The organism is Streptomyces sp. NPDC087906, from assembly GCF_055584925.1.
Window position 1 is genome coordinate 154,451 of the sequence record NZ_JBVJLC010000011.1, and the last position, 16,568, is coordinate 171,018.

Genomic DNA, 16,568 nt, shown 5'->3' on the forward strand with positions numbered 1-16,568 from the left:
TCATCAGGACCGGCCGGTCCCCCGGGTGTCAGCGGGTCCGTGCCAGCGTTCGCGCGCGCTCGCGACCCGGAACAGATAGTCGACGTACGCCTCGTCGTAGAACGTGACACCGGCCGGATCGGGATCGACCACCGCTTCGGGGGCGGTCCACTCCGCGATGTCCAACTGCCGCGCCAGTCTGTCGCCGTGGGCCGCGACGGCGGCCAGCACCGCGCCACGCGCGCCGGGTTCGGGACCGCGGGCGACGCGCAGCGGACGGCCCAGTACGTCGGCGAACAGCCGCAGCCAGGCGGGGTTGCGGGCGCCGCCGCCGCAGACCGCCAACTGGCCCGTCAGACCTGCCGCTTCGAGGCAGTGCCGGGCGGCGAAGGCGATGGCCTCGCACATGGCGCGGACCAGGTCGGCGCGGGTGGCCCGCAGGTCCAGCCCGGTGAACTCGGCGCGCGCCAGGGGGTCGACGAACGGCGAGCGCTCGCCGGACGGCGACAGGTAGGGCAGCGCCGCCACGCCGCGCGCGCCGCGCGGTGAGGCGTCGAGGAGTTCGGAGAGCTGGTCGTGGGTCGCGCCGGTGAGGCCGAGCACCCAGTCCAGCGCGACGGTGCCGGTCATCGCGGGCAGGGCCCGCATATGGCGGTCCGCCCTGGCCGTGGCGAGATGGAAGCCGACCGGGTCGTCGTCGAGGGCGACGCGCTCCACGACGACCTGGCAGGCCAGGGTCGTACCGACGGTGAGCAGCCCGTCGCCCGGCTCGGTGACCCCCGCGCCCGTGGCGCAGGCCGGCAGGTCGTAGGGGCCCGAGGTGACGGGGGTGCCGCGCGTGAGGCCCTCGACGCGCCCGAGCGCCTCCCCGTACGGCAGGGTCTCCGCGATGGGCGGCAGCAGTCCCGCGCGGTGTTCGATGCCGAGGGCGGCGAGCGCTTCGGGCGCGTAGGTGCGGGTGCGCGGGTCGAGGAAGGGCACCGACGCGTCGGAGAGGTCGGTGCCGCGCTCGCCGGTGAGCCGCAGATGGATGACGTCCTTGCAGCAGGCGGCGGTCGTGGCGGCGTCGAGGGACGCGGGTTCGTTGCGGTCGAGCCAGGCGAGTAGCGGCCCCGCAGACCCCGGGAACAGCACGTTGCCGGTCCGCCGGTAGAGCCGGTCGGCCGTACCGTCCGCCATCCAGTCGGCGACCAGGCCGCCGGCCCTGCCGTCCATCCAGGACATGGCGGGTCGTACGGCCCGGCCCTCGGCGTCGACCAGCCACAGGCCGTCGCCCTGTCCGGTGACGGCGACCAGCGCGGGTGCCTGGCCTTCGGTGACGGCCGCGATGACGCCGGTGGCGGCGCGCACCACCTCCTCGACGTCCTGCTCGACGTTCTCGCCGCGCCCGCCGAGCGCGATCGGCGTCGATTCGACCCGCAGGGTCGTGCCGTCATCGGCGAAGGCCGCAGCCTTGGCGACCGAGGTTCCCATGTCCAGTCCGACGAACACCGTTCGTTCCTTCCCTCGGCTGAAAGACCTTCAGATGACGCGATGGGCCAGGGCTTCGCCGCGCAGGAACCTGCCCACCTCAGCGGCGGCGATCCGGGCCGCGTTGTGCGCGACGGACGTGTTGGCGCCCGCCAGATGGGGCGTCATGACCAGCCGGGGGGCGCTGCGCAGCCGGGAGTCGGGCAGCGGGGGCTCCACCGCGAAGACGTCGAGTCCGGCGGCGGCGAGCCGGCCCGACTCCAGAGCGTCGCACAGGGCTTCCTCGTCCAGCAGCGCGCCGCGCGCGCAGTTCACGACGACCGCCCCTTCGGGCAGCAGCGCCAGTTCGCGGGCGCCGAGCAGCCCGCGGGTCTCCGGGGTCAGCCGCGCGTGCAGCGACACGACATCGGAGCCGCGCAGCAGGTCGTCCAGGTCGGCGACGGGCTCGCCGGACTCGCGCAGCGTCGCCGGGTCGGCGTACGGGTCGTAGAGGCGTACCCGCGCGCCGAGCGCGGTCAGGGCGCGCGCCACCCGGCTGCCGACGGCGCCGCAGCCGATCAGCCCGACGGTCGCTCCGTCGAGTCCCGGGCCGCAGTTCTCGTACGTGTAGAACTCCCCAGCCCAGCGGCCCGCGGCGAGCGCCGCTGACGTCTCGGGGATGCGGCGCATCGCGGCGAGCATCAGTCCGAGCGTGTACTCGGCGGTGGCCGCCGCGTTGCGCCCCGGTGTGTTGCAGACCTGGACGCCGTGTTCCTTCGCCGCTTCGAGGTTGACGTTGACGGGACCGCCCCTGCCGATGACGACCAGCCGCAGATCGGGAGCGCCGTCGAGGATCTTCCTGGTCAGCGGGGCCATTTGGGTGACACACACCTGCACCCCGCGCAGCGCGGTGAGCATGGTGTCCTCGTCCCCCGACGCCTCGTCGACCTCGGCCACAGGGCCGAAGGGGGTCAGCGGCCACGGCAGCCGCAGTTCTTCGACGGAGTGACCGGTGCCGATCTCGGCCGTCAGCTCCCTGGTGAGCAGATCGGGGGCGACGAAATGGTCGCCCGCAGCGAGGATTCTCATGGGCGAGGTCTCCTTCAGGTGCTCAGACGCTCAGGTGGGAGCTGTCTCGTATCAGGTCGGAGCGGTCTCGTACGGGACGCCGCTCTCGTCGAGGGAGCGCAGGACGTCGGGCGGGGTGCGGTCGTCGACCAATATGAGGTCGAAGGTGGTGAGCGGGGCCAGCCGGTGCAGCGCGGTGCGGCCCAGCTTGGAGTGGTCGATCATCAGGATGTTGCGGTTGGCGGCCTTGAGCATCGCCCGCTTGACCGCGACGATCCGCTGCTCCTGGTGGAAGGCGAAGTCCCCGAGGACGGACGAGGTGGAGACGAAGCACAGATCGACCCGCAGCGCCTCGACGGCCTCCACGCAGGGCACGCCGAGGAAGGAGTCGTGGTGGCGGTCGTAGTCGCCGCCGAGCGCCATCAGATGCAGTCCGCGCTCGTCGGCGAGCAGGTTGAGGGCTTCGAGGAAGTTGGTGACCACGGTCAGCGGCTCGATGCCGGGCAGCAGCCTGGCCAGTTCCAGCGCGGTCGTCGAGTCGTCGATCATGACGGACATGCCGGGTTCGATCAGGGTCACCGCCTTGGCGGCGATGGCCTCTTTCTCGGCCACCATCGTCTTCTTGCGGAAGGCGACATTGCTCTCGAACACACCGGACGGCTGGACCGTGACACCGCCGCGGAACTTGCGCAGGATGCCCTCGCGCTCCAGCTCGTCGATGTCCCGGTAGATGGTCATCAGACTCACACCGAACCGCTCGGCCAGGTCGGCGGCCGAGACCGACCCCTCGGCCAGCACATGGTCCGAGAGCTCGCGACGGCGCTGCGAGGGCCCATGGCGGTTCTTGTCCTGTGACATTCCTCGGTCCTGTTCCGATCCGTCGGGCCGACAATAACATTCTGTGCTGTGGATATAACATTCCTGGCTGAGGTAGCGTTCGGCAGTGTTCACCACGCGCGGTGGCCGGGTCAACCCGTCGAGTACGGATGCGGGCGGCCTCTCAGCAGATGGGAGCGGCGATGCCGACCCGTCCGGGCCCGGCAGGCGGACCTCCGCCCAGGCGTGTGGTCGCGGTGTGAAAAGCGGCCAGGAACGGCCGAACGACAGAACGGCCGAGCGACCGAACGACGAGGAGAGGACGGGACCCTGTGCCGGACACACCTGACCAGGAGCTGTGGCTGGGGATCGATCTCGGGACGCAGAGCGTACGTGCCCTCGCCGTGACCGGTGCGGGCCGGGTGCTCGGCCGTGGCTCTTCCCCGCTCACCGGCCTGAGGGACGGCGACCGGCACGAACAGCTCCCCTCGGACTGGTGGGACGGCGTCGGCGCGGCGGTCCGCGAGACGCTGCGGCCGCTCGGCTCCGCGCGGGTGCGGGGCGTCGCGGTGTGCGCCACGTCCGGCACCGTCCTGCTCACCGACTCCGCCGGCGCCCCCCTGACACCGGCCCTGATGTATGACGACAGCAGGGCGGCCGGCGAGGCGCGGTACGCCCAGGAGACCGGCGCCGACGTGTGGCGCTCGCTCGGCTACCGCATCCAGCCGAGCTGGGCCCTGGCGAAGATTCTGTGGCTGACCCGGCAGGGTGCGGGAGATGTCGCCGCGCTGCGCGGCGCCCGGGTCTGCCATCAGGCGGACTACGTCACCACCAGGCTCGTCGGGCGGCCGGTGCCCACCGACTCCAGCCATGCCCTGAAGACCGGCTACGACCTGCACGGCCGCCGCTGGCCGCGCGAGGTCCACGAGCAACTGGGCCTGTCCGGGCTGGACTTCCCGGAGGTGGTGGCGCCCGGCGCGGTGCTCGGCACGGTCTGCGCCGAAGCGGCGGCCGTGACCGGTCTCGCCGAGGGGGCCCCGGTGATCGCCGGTATGACGGACGGCTGCGCGGCCCAACTCGGCTCGGGGGCCTGGGACGTCGGACAGTGGAACACCGTCCTCGGCACCACGCTCGTCATCAAGGGCGTCACGGCGAGCCCGCTCGCCGACCCGGCGGGGGTGCTCTACAACCACCGCTCGGCGGACGGGAACTGGCTGCCGGGCGGCGCTTCGAGCGTCGGCGCGGGCGCGCTGACCCGGGCGTTCCCCGGGGCCGACCTGGCGCGGCTGGACCGCGCGGCGGCCCCCTACGAACCGGCGAGTGTGCTCTCGTATCCCCTGGTGTCGCACGGCGAGCGCTTCCCGTTCCTCGCCCCGGACGCCGAAGCGTTCACCCTGGGCACCCCGAAAAACGAAGGGGACCTGCACGCTTCGCTGCTGCAGGGGGTCGCTTTCGTGGAGCGGCTGTGTCTGGCGTACGTACAGCTCCTCGGCGCCTGGATCGAGGGGCCCGTCGCCTTCACCGGCGGCGCGACGAGCAGCGCGTACTGGAACCAGTTGCGCGCCGATGTGCTGGGCCGTCCGGCCACCGTCCCGGAACAGGCCGACTCGGCGCTGGGCATGGCCGTACTCGCCGCCCACGGTGTCACCGCTGCGGAGAGCGCGGCAGCGGGCCCGGCGCGTTCCGCGCCGCCGCTGTCCGCACTGCGCCCGATGGTGCGCGTCCGTACGGCACTTGAGCCGCGGCCCGAGGTGAGCCGGCGGTTCGACGAGCCCTTCGCCGCGCTCGTGGACATCTGGGAACAACGCGGCTGGCTCCCCGCGGAGACGGCCGCCTACGCACGGGAGCACGGATGACGACCACCGCCACCACGACGCTGTTCCTCAGCCGGCACGGCGAGACCGTGTGGCACGAGGAGAACCGCTACACCGGGGTCAGCGACATCGGCCTGACCCCGCTCGGCCTGGCGCAGGCGGAGTCGCTCGGCGCTTGGGCGGTGGGCGCCCGGCTCGACGCGATCGTGACGTCCCCGCTGTCGCGCGCCCGGCGTACGGCCGAGCCCGCGGCACGCGCGACGGGACTCGTCCCCGTCGTCGAACCGGAGCTGGTGGAACTGGACTTCGGGATCGCCGAGGGCCGCACCCTCGGCGAACTCGAAGCGTCCCACCCGCAGGAGGTGGCCGCGTTCCTCAAGGACCCGGCCGCGTACCCGCTGCCGGCCGGCGAGGATCCGATGGCGGCTGCGGCACGCGGCGCCGCCGCCCTGCTGCGGCTGGCCGACGGCCGGTTGGGCACACGTGTCCTGGCCGTCGCGCACAACACCCTGTACCGGCTGGTGCTGTGCCGGCTGCTGGGCCTGCCGGAGAGCGAGTACCGCAGGATCTTCCCCGGGCTGCGCAACTGCGCGATCACCGAACTGCGGGTCGCGGCGGGGCAGGTGTCCCTGATGGCGTACAACGTGCCTACCTAGGCGCCGGGAATCGGGCCGTCAGAAGTCCACGGCGTCGGCGATGGCCTGCAAGCCCGCCTCGTTCGGGTGCAGATGGTCGCCGCTGTCGAGGTCGGTGCGGTAGCGCGTGGGGTGTGCCGGATCGTGGGTCGCGGTGTCCTGGTCGACAACACCGTCGCAACCGCTGTCGGCCCCGCGGATGAAGGCGTTGACGGCGGCCCGCTTGGTCTCCAGATCGGCGTTCCAGCCGTTCGTGCCCTCCACCGGGGTGAGTGTGGAGCAGAGGAACGTGATCCCGCGCGCGTGCGCGCGAGAGATGAGCTGCTTCAGGCCGTCGATGAGCTGGTCGGAGCCCGGCGCCGCAGAGGTCAGGTCGTTGATGGGGTCGTCGGAGAAGATGACCCACCGCACCCCTGGCTGGTCGAGTACGTCCCGGTCGAAGCGGTTCAGCGCGCTCTGGCCCGCGCCGTCCCTGAGCAGTTGGTTGCCGCTGATCCCCTGGTTGAGCACACCGACCGTACGGCCCGCCGCGGTGAGCTTCGACGCCAGGTCGTCGGGCCAGCGCCGGTTGCTGTTGGAGCCGGAGGCGATGCCGTCGGTGATCGAGGCGCCCAGGGCCACCACGGCGCCCTCCGCCGCCGGGTTCACCACGTCCACACCCGAAAGGAAGTAGTAACTCCCCGTCGTGCGGGCGCCGGTGAGGTCCGCATTCCCGCTCACGTCGCCCGTGGCGATGTAGTTGTCCTGAAGACCGGTCTGATGCGTCGTCGCCGGGCCTGTGGCGGTGGGGAGATGGAGGCTGACCGCCAGATCGGTACCCGCGCCGACGGTGAAGGACAGCGGGTCGCTGACGGCGGAGCCGCCGGGCGCGACGACCGTGCCGCTCTGCCCGCCGAAGGTCAGCGCGCGGTCGCTCGACGGGACGACGGACGACCCCGAGGCCCGCTGCGCCACATGTACGTCGTCGACGGTCAGCGGCTGACTGCCGAAGGCGTTCGACAGCCGGACCCGGACGGAGGTGCCGGAGATACTGGTGCGCACGATCTGCCGCAGGGTCTGGTTGGCGAAGGTGTCACCGCTGCTCTGCGGCGCCGCCGACCACGTACCGGTCCAGGTGTCGGCCGCGGGAGCCGCCGGGCCCTCGGGACCGGCCGGACCCGCCGAGGCGCTCTGCTGGGTGGCGAGCAGAGCGGCGACCGCCACCCCGGCGGCCAGGGTCAGGTGGGCTCGTTTCACGGTGGTTCCCTCCGTCGACGCGCAGCGGGCCGGGCGGCCGACTGGTCGCCTGCCCAGTCGGTCGCAGATTGAACTCCCCCTGACGGACGGTCACTTGACGGCAGCGTCGCCCGCCGGGCCGCCCTCCGAGCAGGTGCGCGCAGATCCGGTACGCGCCACCCGCAGCGTCAGCGCCGCCAGCGCCTCGGGGGCGCCCGCCTGGCCGCGTGCGCCGGGGAAGGCGTTGATGTCCACGATCTGCGGCACCCCGCCGCCGGTGTCGAGGACATCGACGCCGTACACCTCAAGGCCGAAGAGAGGGCCCACCCGGCGCGCCAGGTCGGCCCAGCCGTCGGGGAGTTCACCGGGTGCGAGCGGCAGTGTAGGGCCCTGCTCCCCCTCGGCGAGTTCCGAGCGGCGCAGCGCGGCGAAGACGTGTCCGTCGATGACCCACAGTTTGTGGTCCCAGCCGTCGTTGGCCGTGAACGGCTGCACCACGACGGGCTCCTCCGCCCATCCGGTGCAGAGGTCCCGCAGTTGCCCCGCGCCGGCGACGCGGGCCACGAGATCGCCGCGCCTGCTGTGCCGGCTCTTGACGACCAGCGGGTACGGGAGCGCGGGCTCGGCGGCGAGTTGGCGCAGCGTCGGTACGGCCCTGGTGGCGACGAACGGCAGCCCCGCACGCCCGGCGAGACCCGCCATCAGGACGCGGTCCTGGCACAGTTCGGTGGACGCCGCCGAGTTGAGCACCGGCACACCGCGCTTCTCGAAGGATCTGGCGAGTGCGAGGGCGCGCGGCGAACGGGCCTTCAGCAGACAGACGTCGGCCTGAATCACATCGGGGTCGGGCACGGGGGCTGCCGGGTCGAGCCACTCGACCTGGTGGTCCGGCGTCAGCAGCGCGGTGGTGGCGGCGAACAGCGGATGGTCGGGGCGCGGGGTGAGGAGGCAGACCCTCATCTGTCCTCGCCGACCGGTACGGCCATCTGGGCGGGCACCCGCAGCACGTCCGGCAGGGTCGGCAGTGCGGTGGGCGCGGTCGGCGCCGGGTCCGGCAACGCACGTCCCTCGCGAGCCAGTTCGAGGATGGCCCGGCCGACGCGGGCGGGCGCGTCCGGCACCTGGCGGAAGCTCGGGAAGTCGTTCACGTCGACCACCACGGGTCCTTCGGGCCCCAGCAGGATGTCCACGCCGTACAAGTCGAGTCCGTAGACCCGGCCGACGTCGGCGGCTATGCCGGCCACTTCACGGGAGAGCGGCACCCGGCGCTCGCGGTTCGGCCGGTCGGGGTGGAGCGGCGAGGACCGCTCCGTCGCGAAGAACTCGCCGCCGACGCAGTAGACCTTGAGGTCGACGCCGGAGTTCGGCACGTACGACTGGGCGATCAGCAGTCCCTCACCGGCCAGTTCGGCGCCGAGGTCGGCCAGCCGGTCCGCCGAGGGTACGAGCCGTACGGCCCGCCCCGAGCTGCCGTCGGCCGGTTTGACGACCAGCGGGAACTCGGCGGCGCGTATCTCCGCCAGTGATTCCCACCGGGCGGCCGCGTAGGTCACGGGGACCGGCAGCCCCCGGTCGCGGCCGATCACCGACGCCAGCGCCTTGTCCCGTACCCACCGGACGGCCCGCGCGTCGTTGACCGTGGTGAGCCCGACCGCCGCAGCGGCCTCCAGCAGCGTGAGGCCGGGGCCGCCGGACACCGTCTTGAGCACCCAGGCGTCGTGGCTGCCGGCCCGTACCGCCTCGGACACCGGCAGCAGCGAGCTGCCGGGGCGCAGTACGTCGACGCGGTGCCCCCAGGAGGTCAGTTGCCGGATCACCTCGACGGGCATGCCGTCGTGCCGGTACTGCTCCTCCACCAGAAAGCAGAGTCTCATCGGTCTTCCCCGTAACCCAGGACGCCCGAGCGACCTGCCCGGCGACATGACACCTCGGAGGTCATGATCCACCTCTCCATTGCTCCGGACCCACCGGCCCCTCCGGCCACGCGCTGGGTCTGAGGTGGTCAGCTCGCCTTCCATTCGTTGCGCGGACGATACCCCGTCAGGGAACAAGGCCTGGCACATGGTGAGTTGTGGGGCGTGGCGGACATCGGCGTGATCTTGGGCGAGGGGCGCCCCGCAGAGCCGTGCACGCCCTCCGAGCAGGGCACTTGGTCTGGGGCCCGTACTACCGGAGACTGAGCCAATGACGCAGCGCGTGGAACTGGCGACCGTGATGGACCGACTGGCCATCGATGAACTGATCACCGGTTACGCGGTGGCGGTGGACGATGCCGAGTGGGCCGATTTTCGGGCCCTGTTCACCCCCGACGGGCGCGCCGACTACACGTCGGCGGGCGGCGTCGAAGGGACGGTCGCCGAGGTGGCCGACTGGCTGACCGGCGCGCTGGAGCCGTTCGCCGTCCGGCAGCATCTGATCGTGAACCGGCGGCTGCGCATCCAGGATCTGGGCGGCTACCCGGGCGACCGCGCCGACCTGCGCGCCGACTACCTCAGCACGTTGCGCCAGGAGGGCGGCGAGGACCGTACGAGTGGTGGCCGCTTCGACTTCGGTCTGCTGCGTGGCGACGCGGGCTGGCGGCCGCACTCCGTGGTAGTCCAGGAGAGCTGGCGGCGCGTCAACTGATCACGCACCGGACCTGAGCACCCCCCGGACCTGGTCGCGGTCCGTGCCTCCGGCCGCTTCGTTCCCTCGCCCGAGGGAAGGAGACACCCCCCACGGGTTCGGCGAGGAGGCGCGGTATGCAGGTCCTGGCCGGACGGCATGACGGAGTCGAGCAGCGGTCCGCCCCGCCGTGGCGGCGGGCCGCCGCCGGCGTGGCGGCCGGCGCGCTCCCCGCGCTCGCCTTCCCCGCCCCCTCCCTGTGGTGGCTGGCCTATGTGGCCCTGGTCCCCTGGCTGCTGCTGGTACGCGGCGCGCCCACACCCCGCAGGGCGGCGCTCGACGGCTGGCTGGGCGGCGCCGGATTCATGATCGCCGTCCATCACTGGCTGATGCCGAGCCTGAACGTGTTCATCGTGGTGGTGGCCGGGCTGCTCGGGCTGTTCTGGGCGCCGTGGGGTGTGCTGGTGCGGGCGACCCTCGGCGGGGCGCCTTCGCGGGCCCGTACGGCCGCCGCGCTGGCGGTGGTGCCCTCCGGCTGGCTGCTGATCGAGCTGGCCAGGTCGTGGGAGGGTCTTGGCGGCCCGTGGGGTCTGCTCGGCGCCAGCCAGTGGCAGGTCTCCCCCGCCCTGCGGCTCGCCTCGGTCGGCGGTGTCTGGCTGCTGAGCCTGCTGGTCGTCGCGGTGAACACGGCCGTCGCGATGCTCGTCTCGACGGCGGGCGCGCGGATCACGGCGGCCGTCGGCATCGTGCTGTGCGTCACGGCGGTGGGTTCGGCCTGGGCCTGGGCCCCGGCGCCCGAGCGGTCGGGGGTCGCGCGGATCGGGGTCGTCCAGACGGGCGGGATCGCGGCGGGCGCCGCAGCCGTCGAGAACCGCTTCACCCGCAGCGAGACGCTGACCCGCAAGCTGACCGGTCAGGATCTGGACCTCGTCGTGTGGGGCGAGAGCAGCGTCGGCGCCGATCTGCGTACCCACCCGGGCTATGCGAGACGGCTGGCCGCGCTGTCCCGTACGGTCGGCGCGGACCTGCTGGTCAATGTGGACGCGCGCAGCACGAACGCGGCGGGCCGCACCGGCATCTTCAAGCGCAGTGTCCTGGTGGGACCGACGGGCCCCACCGGCGACACGTACGACAAGATGCGGCTCGTCCCGTTCGGTGAGTACATCCCCTTCCGCTCGGCCCTGAGCTGGGCGACGTCGGTGGGCAGGGCGGCGAGCGAGGACCGGGTGCGCGGCACGCGCCAGGTGGTCATGACCCTGCCGGGGCACCAGGGCGCGGGCCGGACGGGCGGCGGCGGGCTGCGGATCGGCCCGCTGATCTGCTTCGAGACGGCGTTCCCCGACATGAGCAGGCAGGTGGTGCGGGACGGCGCGGAGCTGATCGTCGCGCAGTCGTCGACCTCGTCGTTCCAGCACAGTTGGGCGCCCCAACAGCACGCCTCACTGGCCGCGTTGCGGGCCGCAGAGACCGGCCGGCCGATGGTGCACGCCACACTGACCGGCATCAGCGCGGTCTTCGGCCCCGGGGGCGAGCGGATCGGCGAACCGCTCGGTACGGACCGCCGTACCGCCGCCGTGTTCGACGTACCGCTGGCCGGCGGCACGACGCCGTACGTCAGGTTCGGCGACTGGGCGGTGTACGCGGCGCTGCTCGTCGTGCTGGCGTTCTGCGCGGCCGAGAGCGCGCGCTCGTTCAGGCGGTCCCGTCGAGCGCCGCTCGTACCACCCGCTCGCACAGCTCATGAGTCCGCAGGGCGTCCCGCGCGCTGAGCACCTTCCCCGCCCGTACGGCGTCGAGGAAGCCGAGGACGCCCTGTTCGATACCGCGCTGGCGGGCCACCGGCACCCAGTCGCCGCGGCGGCGCAGCGACGGCTGGCCCTTGTGGTCGATGACGGTGGCGAGGTCGTGGACGGCCCGCTTGGTGTCCTGCCCGGACACTTCGAGGATCTCCTCGGTCGAGCCGTTCATCCGGTTCATCATGCCGATGGCGGTGAAGCCGTCGCCGGACAGTTGCAGGACGACGTGTTCGAGCAGCCCGTCCCTGACCCGCGTCCGGATGTCGGTGTGCTCGACGGGCCCGGGGACCAGGAAGCGCAGCGTGTCGGCGACATGGATGAAGTCGTCGAGGACGAAGACGCGCGGGTCCTCGGGCAGCCCCACCCGGTTCTTCTGCAGCAGGATCAGCTCGCGCGGATGGTCGGCACACTGGACGTACGCGGGCGCCGTACGGCGGTTGAAGCCGACGGCGAGACTGACACCGCGCTCCTCCGCGAGCAGCACGACCCGCTCGGAGTCCGCGTACGCGTAGGCGATGGGCTTGTCGACGTAGGTCGGCACGCCCGCTTCGATCAGCCGGGTGGCGATGTCGGCGTGTGCGGCGGTCGGCGCGTGCACGAAGGCGGCGTCGAGGTCCTGGGCGAGCAGCGCTTCGAGGTCGGTGTGGCACTGCGCTGCGGGGATGCGGTGGGTCTCCGCCGTCCGGGTGAGGGTCGCCGGGGTGCGGGTCTGCAGATGCAGCTCGACCCCGGGCAGCGCGGTGAGCACCGGCAGATACGCCTTCTGCGCGATGTCGCCGAGCCCGATGCAGCCGACCTTCACGGGGACCTCCTGTGCGCGCCGGGACGGTCACCCGGAACGATCGTTCGATTACTGATATGCCGTCCCGGCAGCATACGTGCGCTGCGGCGGCTGCCGGTCGGCGATCCCCGCGATCCCGGTGAAGCAGGCGAAACGGCGTGGCACGCGGGACGGCGCCGGCGGATAACCCGTGGCAGCGGCCCCGTCCGGTACGTGAGGATGGCGCCATGACGACATCCGAGCGCAGGGAACCCTCCACCGTCGCCGGCGAGCGCGAGATGCTGGAAGGCTGGCTGGAGTACCACCGCTCCACCCTGGCCTGGAAGTGCGCCGAGCTGGACGACAAGCAGCTCAGGCGGGCCGCCGTCGCACCGTCCGAGCTGACGCTGCTCGGCCTCGTCCGCCATATGGCGGAGGTCGAGCGGAGCTGGTTCCGCCGGGTGCTGGCGGACGAGGACGCGGGCCCGATCTACTACACGGACGCCGACGAGGACGGCGACTTCCACGTCGGCCACGACGACACCTGGACCGAGACGTACGCCGTCTGGCAGGCCGAGATCGCCCGCGCACGCGAGCTGGCGGCGGCGCGCTCGCTCGACGACCTGGGCGCGGGACGGCGACGCGAGCCGGGCACCGGCGCAGGGATCAGCCTGCGCTGGATCTACACCCACATGATCGAGGAGTACGCGCGGCACAACGGCCACGCCGACCTCATCCGCGAGGCGATCGACGGAGTGACCGGCGACTGACCGCTCGCCCCTCCCCGGCAACATGGGGCCCGCCGGGATCACCCGTCCGAGCCCAATCCGGGCCGTACGTCCGTCAAGAGCCCGTTCGGCCAGCAGAGTTGTCCGGATGGACCGTACGAGACCGGCGACCGCGACGCGAAGCACGGCGGCGACGAGAAGCACCGCAGCGATGCTGCTGCTGGGGATGACGATGACGGCGGTCTCGGGCTGCGTTTCGGTGGCCGCGCGGCCCGCTGCCGTACCGGCGCCCCGATCGGAGGCGGGCGACCACCCGCCGGCCCGGGTGGAGCCACAGATCGTCCAGCCGCCGGCGCGTGAGGCCCTGGAGGCGGTGGCCCCGCCGCCCACCCCGACGGGCCCTGTCCGACGGGCGGCGCCTGCCCCTCCGGCAGAGACCGGTGGTGGCGCGCCCACCCCGGCCGCGCCCGCGCCGCCCCGGCGACCGGCCCACCCGCCGAAGCAGCGGACGCCTGCGCCTTCTCCTGCCGTGCCTGCGGGGCCGCCCGCGCCTGCAACGGGCGCGGAGCTGTGCGCGCTCGGCACGACGTACGGCCACTGGCCGGCAGGCAGCCCGCAGGCGCGGATCTGCGCGCAGACGTACGGCTAGTCTGCCGTCCCGGACAGGACCTACTCCCCCGCCAGATCCAGCCGTCGCTCCAGCCGGTCGATGGCGGTCCGCACCCCCTCGTCGTGCCCGTCGCCCACCGGGCCCTCCCCCAGCGCGTCGGCGGCGGAGCGCGCCCGGTCCAGATGGACGCGCGCCGCTTCCGGCCGCTGGAGCTTCACGTAGTCGGCCGCGAGATTGAGATGCAGCGAGGGGTAGAAGGCGCGCACGGCCGACGAGTCGCCGCGCGCCGCCGTGAGCGCGCGCAGGTCCCAGGCCAGCTCGTCGCCGGGGTCGTCCTGGGTGTCGGCCATGTAGTGGGCGAGCGTGCAGCGGTGGAGCGCGTCGCCCGCCTCCCCGATCTCCGCCCAGATCGCCCCGAAGCGGTTGCGGGCCTCTTCGCGGTCGCCGCCGTGGAGCAGCATGACCGCCTGCCCGATCCTGGTCATGACGGTGTCGTCCGACGCCTGCTGCTGCTCCATCGCTGCCGCCTCCGCTGTCCGCTGCCCGCGCCATCCGCCCCCGCCGTCCTCCTGACGGTCCTTCTGACGCTAGCTCCCGTGACCGACAATCGCCTTCAGGCTCGGCGGCTCAGCCGAGGTCCGGGATGCGCCAGTCGATCGGCGCGTGCCCCTGCGCCGCCACCGCTTCGTTGATCTTCGTGAAGGGCCGGGACCCGAAGAACTTCTTCGCCGAGAGGGGCGACGGGTGGGCGCCCTTCACCACCACATGGCGCGTCTCGTCGATGAGCGGCAGCTTCTTCTGCGCGTACGCACCCCACAGCACGAAGACCGCGGGGTCGGGGCGCGCGGCGACGGCGCTGATCACCGCGTCCGTCACCTTCTCCCAGCCCTTGCCCTTGTGCGAGTTGGCCTCGCCCTCGCGGACCGTCAGGACGGCGTTGAGCAGCAGCACCCCCTGCTGGGCCCACGGCATCAGATAGCCGTTGTCCGGCACCGGGTGCCCCAGCTCCTCCTTCATCTCCTTGTAGATGTTGCGCAGCGACGGCGGAATCCGCACCCCCGGCCGGACCGAGAAGCACAGCCCGTGCCCCTGCCCCGCGCCGTGGTACGGGTCCTGGCCGAGCACGAGCACCTTGACCTGGTCGTACGGGGTGGCGTCGAGCGCGGCGAACACCTCTTCGCGCGGCGGGTAGACCGGCCCGTTCGCCCGCTCCTTCTCGACGAATTCGGTGAGCTCCTTGAAGTAGGGCTTCTGCAGCTCGTCGCCGAGGACGCCGCGCCAGGACTCGGGCAGCATGTCGGTGTCGGTCACGTCAACAACCTCCGGTGGGTGATCACTTGTCCGGCACTGAACCTACCGGGCACCACTGACAACGCCCGCAGTGCGCGGGATGCCCCGCTCCGCCGGCGAGCGGCGAAGGAGCGGGGCATCGGCGTTCTGCGGGCGCGCGGGGGTGGCAGTGCTCAGGCGACCCCGGCGTTCAGGAAGATCCCGCCGTCGACCACGAGGGTCTGTCCGGTGATCCAGTCGGACTGGTCGGAGGTGAGGAAGGCGGCGGCGCCGCCGATGTCCTCGGGCACGCCGAGCCTGCCCAGCGGGTACGCGGCGGCGGCCTCGGCCTCCCGGCCCTCGTAGAGCGCCTCGGCGAACTTGGTCTTGACGACGGCGGGCGCGATGGCGTTCACCCGTACGCCCGGCGCGAACTCGTGCGCGAGCTGGAGCGTCAGATTGACCATGGCGGCCTTGCTCATACCGTAAGCACCGATGAACGGGGAGGCGGAAACCCCGGCGACGGACGCGATGTTCACGATCGCGCCGCCGTTCTCCTTCTGCCACGCCTTCCAGGTGAGCTGCGCGAAGCCGAGCGCGGAGACGACGTTGATCTCGAAGACCTTCCGGGCCACATTGAGATCGAGTTCGGCCATCGGTCCGAAGACCGGGTTCGTTCCCGCGTTGTTGACGAGGAAGTCGACGCGTCCGAAGGCCTCCATGGTGCGCTCGACGGCGATCGCCTGATGCGCCTCGTCATGTGCCTTGCCCGCGACGCCGATCACCCGGTCGGAGCCGAGCCGTTCGACGGCTTCCTTGAGCGCGTCCTCGTTGCGCCCGGTGATGCACACCCGGTCGCCCCGGGCGACGAGCGCCTCGGCGACCCCGTACCCGATGCCGCGGCTCGCGCCGGTGATCAGGGCGGCCTTTCCGCTCTCCGGCGCGCGGCCCTGTGTCTGCTCTGCCATGTCCGTCATCCCCTGCGTCAGTTGAGCGGTCCGCCGGCGACGTACATGACCTGTCCGGAGACGAAGCCGGCGTCGTCGGATGCGAAGAAGGCGATGGCGTTGGCGACGTCCTCGGGCCTGCCGACGCGCTGGACCGGGATCTGGCTGGCGGCGGCGGTCTGGAAGTCCTCGAAGCCCATGCCGACGCGCTCGGCGGTCGCCGCGGTCATGTCGGTGACGATGAAGCCGGGGGCGACGGCGTTGGCCGTGATGCCGAACTTGCCGAGTTCCTTGGCGAGGGTCTTGGTGAAGCCCTGCAGACCGGCCTTGACCGAGGCGTAGTTGGCCTGGCCCCTGTTGCCCAGCGCCGAGCTGGAGGAGAGGCTGACGATACGGCCGAAGCCCGCGTCCACCATGTGCTTCTGGCACGCCTTCGCCATCAGGAACGCGCCCTTGAGGTGCACGCCCACCACGGTGTCCCAGTCGGACTCGGTCATCTTGAAGAGCAGGTTGTCGCGGAGCACACCCGCGTTGTTGACGAGGATGGTCGGCGCGCCGAGCTCGGCGGCGACGCGTGCGACGGCGGCCTCCACCTGGGCGCTGTCGGAGACGTCGCAGCCGACGGCGAGCGCGGTGCCGCCGTCCGCCGTGATCTTCCCGACGGTCTCGGCGCACGCCGCCTCGTCGAGGTCGAGTACGGCGACGGCGCGGCCCTCGGCCGCGAGCCGCACCGCGGTCGCCGCGCCAATGCCGCGCGCCGCCCCGGTCACGACGGCGACACGCTGCTCGGTGGTGGACATCCCTGATCTCCTCGTCCTAGGCTGCCGCGGCACTCGACACTGAGCAACCGCTTAGTAGGTTCAGCAGACAGACGCTAG

The 16,568-nt window shown here is 72.3% G+C and carries 17 protein-coding genes; 6 read left to right on the forward strand and 11 right to left on the reverse strand.

Translation table 11 applies throughout. The features are described from left to right. Positions 1 to 3: 3 nt before the first annotated feature. From ACZ63I_RS27710 to ACZ63I_RS27720, 3 genes are read right to left on the reverse strand one after another with little or no spacing between them, the layout of a single operon-like run. Entirely contained in the window at positions 4 to 1,470 is a 1,467-nt protein-coding gene (locus tag ACZ63I_RS27710) for an FGGY family carbohydrate kinase (RefSeq protein ID WP_469341833.1), read from the reverse strand. A gap of 30 nt (positions 1,471 to 1,500) precedes the next feature. Beyond that, the gene (locus ACZ63I_RS27715) at positions 1,501 to 2,517 is read right to left on the reverse strand and encodes a 2-hydroxyacid dehydrogenase (RefSeq protein WP_469341834.1); all 1,017 of its coding nucleotides are present in this window, start codon (positions 2,515 to 2,517) and stop codon (positions 1,501 to 1,503) included. A 51-nt stretch (positions 2,518 to 2,568) separates the two neighbouring features. Beyond that, positions 2,569 to 3,354: a DeoR/GlpR family DNA-binding transcription regulator gene (locus tag ACZ63I_RS27720; RefSeq protein WP_469341836.1), complete on the reverse strand. Its 786-nt coding sequence runs from the start codon at positions 3,352 to 3,354 to the stop codon at positions 2,569 to 2,571. 290 nt (positions 3,355 to 3,644) lie between these two features. On the opposite strand from ACZ63I_RS27720, the gene ACZ63I_RS27725 reads away from it, so the two are divergent. Beyond that, positions 3,645 to 5,168 (forward strand): FGGY-family carbohydrate kinase, encoded by a 1,524-nt coding sequence (locus ACZ63I_RS27725; protein WP_469341837.1) that lies wholly within the window; start codon positions 3,645 to 3,647, stop codon positions 5,166 to 5,168. Then, positions 5,165 to 5,782 carry a histidine phosphatase family protein gene (locus ACZ63I_RS27730; protein ID WP_469341839.1) on the forward strand — a complete coding sequence of 206 codons (618 nt, stop codon included), beginning with the start codon at positions 5,165 to 5,167 and terminating at the stop codon, positions 5,780 to 5,782. Before ACZ63I_RS27725 ends, ACZ63I_RS27730 begins: the two co-directional genes overlap by 4 nt. An 18-nt stretch (positions 5,783 to 5,800) precedes the next feature. Here the strand turns inward: ACZ63I_RS27730 and ACZ63I_RS27735 are convergent, their stop codons facing one another. From ACZ63I_RS27735 to ACZ63I_RS27745, 3 genes are all read right to left on the reverse strand, one after another. Then, positions 5,801 to 6,997 (reverse strand): GDSL-type esterase/lipase family protein, encoded by a 1,197-nt coding sequence (locus ACZ63I_RS27735; protein WP_469341840.1) that lies wholly within the window; start codon positions 6,995 to 6,997, stop codon positions 5,801 to 5,803. A 90-nt stretch (positions 6,998 to 7,087) separates the two neighbouring features. Continuing rightward, positions 7,088 to 7,936 (reverse strand): ATP-grasp domain-containing protein, encoded by an 849-nt coding sequence (locus ACZ63I_RS27740; protein ID WP_469341841.1) that lies wholly within the window; start codon positions 7,934 to 7,936, stop codon positions 7,088 to 7,090. Beyond that, positions 7,933 to 8,850, reverse strand: coding sequence for an ATP-grasp domain-containing protein (locus ACZ63I_RS27745; RefSeq protein WP_469341843.1), 918 nt, complete (start codon positions 8,848 to 8,850; stop codon positions 7,933 to 7,935). The genes ACZ63I_RS27740 and ACZ63I_RS27745 overlap by 4 nt, the downstream gene beginning before the upstream one ends. A gap of 310 nt (positions 8,851 to 9,160) precedes the next feature. Between ACZ63I_RS27745 and ACZ63I_RS27750 the strand changes: the two genes are divergently transcribed. Together ACZ63I_RS27750 and lnt are read left to right on the forward strand one after the other, a co-directional pair. Then, positions 9,161 to 9,601 (forward strand): nuclear transport factor 2 family protein, encoded by a 441-nt coding sequence (locus ACZ63I_RS27750; protein ID WP_469341844.1) that lies wholly within the window; start codon positions 9,161 to 9,163, stop codon positions 9,599 to 9,601. A gap of 116 nt (positions 9,602 to 9,717) precedes the next feature. Continuing rightward, entirely contained in the window at positions 9,718 to 11,349 is a 1,632-nt protein-coding gene (gene lnt, locus ACZ63I_RS27755; RefSeq protein ID WP_469341845.1) for an apolipoprotein N-acyltransferase, read from the forward strand. Here lnt and ACZ63I_RS27760 read toward each other — a convergent pair. Beyond that, positions 11,273 to 12,178, reverse strand: a complete 906-nt coding sequence (locus ACZ63I_RS27760) for a Gfo/Idh/MocA family protein (RefSeq protein WP_469341847.1) — start codon at positions 12,176 to 12,178, stop codon at positions 11,273 to 11,275. The two genes, lnt and ACZ63I_RS27760, sit on opposite strands and share 77 nt — an antisense overlap. Before the next feature lie 206 nt (positions 12,179 to 12,384). On the opposite strand from ACZ63I_RS27760, the gene ACZ63I_RS27765 reads away from it, so the two are divergent. Together ACZ63I_RS27765 and ACZ63I_RS27770 are read left to right on the forward strand one after the other, a co-directional pair. Further along, complete coding sequence (locus ACZ63I_RS27765; RefSeq protein ID WP_469341848.1) at positions 12,385 to 12,906, forward strand: DinB family protein; 522 nt, start codon at positions 12,385 to 12,387, stop codon at positions 12,904 to 12,906. Between the two features lie 106 nt (positions 12,907 to 13,012). Next, positions 13,013 to 13,513, forward strand: a complete 501-nt coding sequence (locus ACZ63I_RS27770; RefSeq protein ID WP_469341849.1) for a hypothetical protein — start codon at positions 13,013 to 13,015, stop codon at positions 13,511 to 13,513. A 20-nt stretch (positions 13,514 to 13,533) separates the two neighbouring features. Here the strand turns inward: ACZ63I_RS27770 and ACZ63I_RS27775 are convergent, their stop codons facing one another. The 4 genes from ACZ63I_RS27775 to fabG all read right to left on the reverse strand — a co-directional run bounded on the left by ACZ63I_RS27775 (position 13,534) and on the right by fabG (position 16,490). Next, complete coding sequence (locus ACZ63I_RS27775; protein ID WP_469341851.1) at positions 13,534 to 13,992, reverse strand: hypothetical protein; 459 nt, start codon at positions 13,990 to 13,992, stop codon at positions 13,534 to 13,536. A 109-nt stretch (positions 13,993 to 14,101) separates the two neighbouring features. Next, complete coding sequence (locus tag ACZ63I_RS27780) at positions 14,102 to 14,785, reverse strand: uracil-DNA glycosylase (RefSeq protein WP_469341852.1); 684 nt, start codon at positions 14,783 to 14,785, stop codon at positions 14,102 to 14,104. A 152-nt stretch (positions 14,786 to 14,937) separates the two neighbouring features. After that, entirely contained in the window at positions 14,938 to 15,711 is a 774-nt protein-coding gene (locus ACZ63I_RS27785; protein ID WP_469341853.1) for an SDR family oxidoreductase, read from the reverse strand. A gap of 17 nt (positions 15,712 to 15,728) precedes the next feature. Further along, positions 15,729 to 16,490 (reverse strand): 3-oxoacyl-ACP reductase FabG, encoded by a 762-nt coding sequence (gene fabG / locus ACZ63I_RS27790; RefSeq protein ID WP_041997789.1) that lies wholly within the window; start codon positions 16,488 to 16,490, stop codon positions 15,729 to 15,731. Positions 16,491 to 16,568: the final 78 nt, after the last annotated feature.

Coding starts and splice junctions, on each gene's coding strand:
- ACZ63I_RS27715 (WP_469341834.1), bottom strand. CDS start 2,517: ATGAGAATCCTCGCTGCGGGCGACCATTTCGTCGCCCCCGATCTGCTC.
- fabG (WP_041997789.1), bottom strand. CDS start 16,490: ATGTCCACCACCGAGCAGCGTGTCGCCGTCGTGACCGGGGCGGCGCGC.
- lnt (WP_469341845.1), top strand. CDS start 9,718: ATGCAGGTCCTGGCCGGACGGCATGACGGAGTCGAGCAGCGGTCCGCC.
- ACZ63I_RS27785 (WP_469341853.1), bottom strand. CDS start 15,711: ATGGCAGAGCAGACACAGGGCCGCGCGCCGGAGAGCGGAAAGGCCGCC.
- ACZ63I_RS27775 (WP_469341851.1), bottom strand. CDS start 13,992: ATGGAGCAGCAGCAGGCGTCGGACGACACCGTCATGACCAGGATCGGG.
- ACZ63I_RS27730 (WP_469341839.1), top strand. CDS start 5,165: ATGACGACCACCGCCACCACGACGCTGTTCCTCAGCCGGCACGGCGAG.
- ACZ63I_RS27720 (WP_469341836.1), bottom strand. CDS start 3,354: ATGTCACAGGACAAGAACCGCCATGGGCCCTCGCAGCGCCGTCGCGAG.
- ACZ63I_RS27745 (WP_469341843.1), bottom strand. CDS start 8,850: ATGAGACTCTGCTTTCTGGTGGAGGAGCAGTACCGGCACGACGGCATG.
- ACZ63I_RS27740 (WP_469341841.1), bottom strand. CDS start 7,936: ATGAGGGTCTGCCTCCTCACCCCGCGCCCCGACCATCCGCTGTTCGCC.
- ACZ63I_RS27770 (WP_469341849.1), top strand. CDS start 13,013: ATGGACCGTACGAGACCGGCGACCGCGACGCGAAGCACGGCGGCGACG.
- ACZ63I_RS27750 (WP_469341844.1), top strand. CDS start 9,161: ATGACGCAGCGCGTGGAACTGGCGACCGTGATGGACCGACTGGCCATC.
- ACZ63I_RS27765 (WP_469341848.1), top strand. CDS start 12,385: ATGACGACATCCGAGCGCAGGGAACCCTCCACCGTCGCCGGCGAGCGC.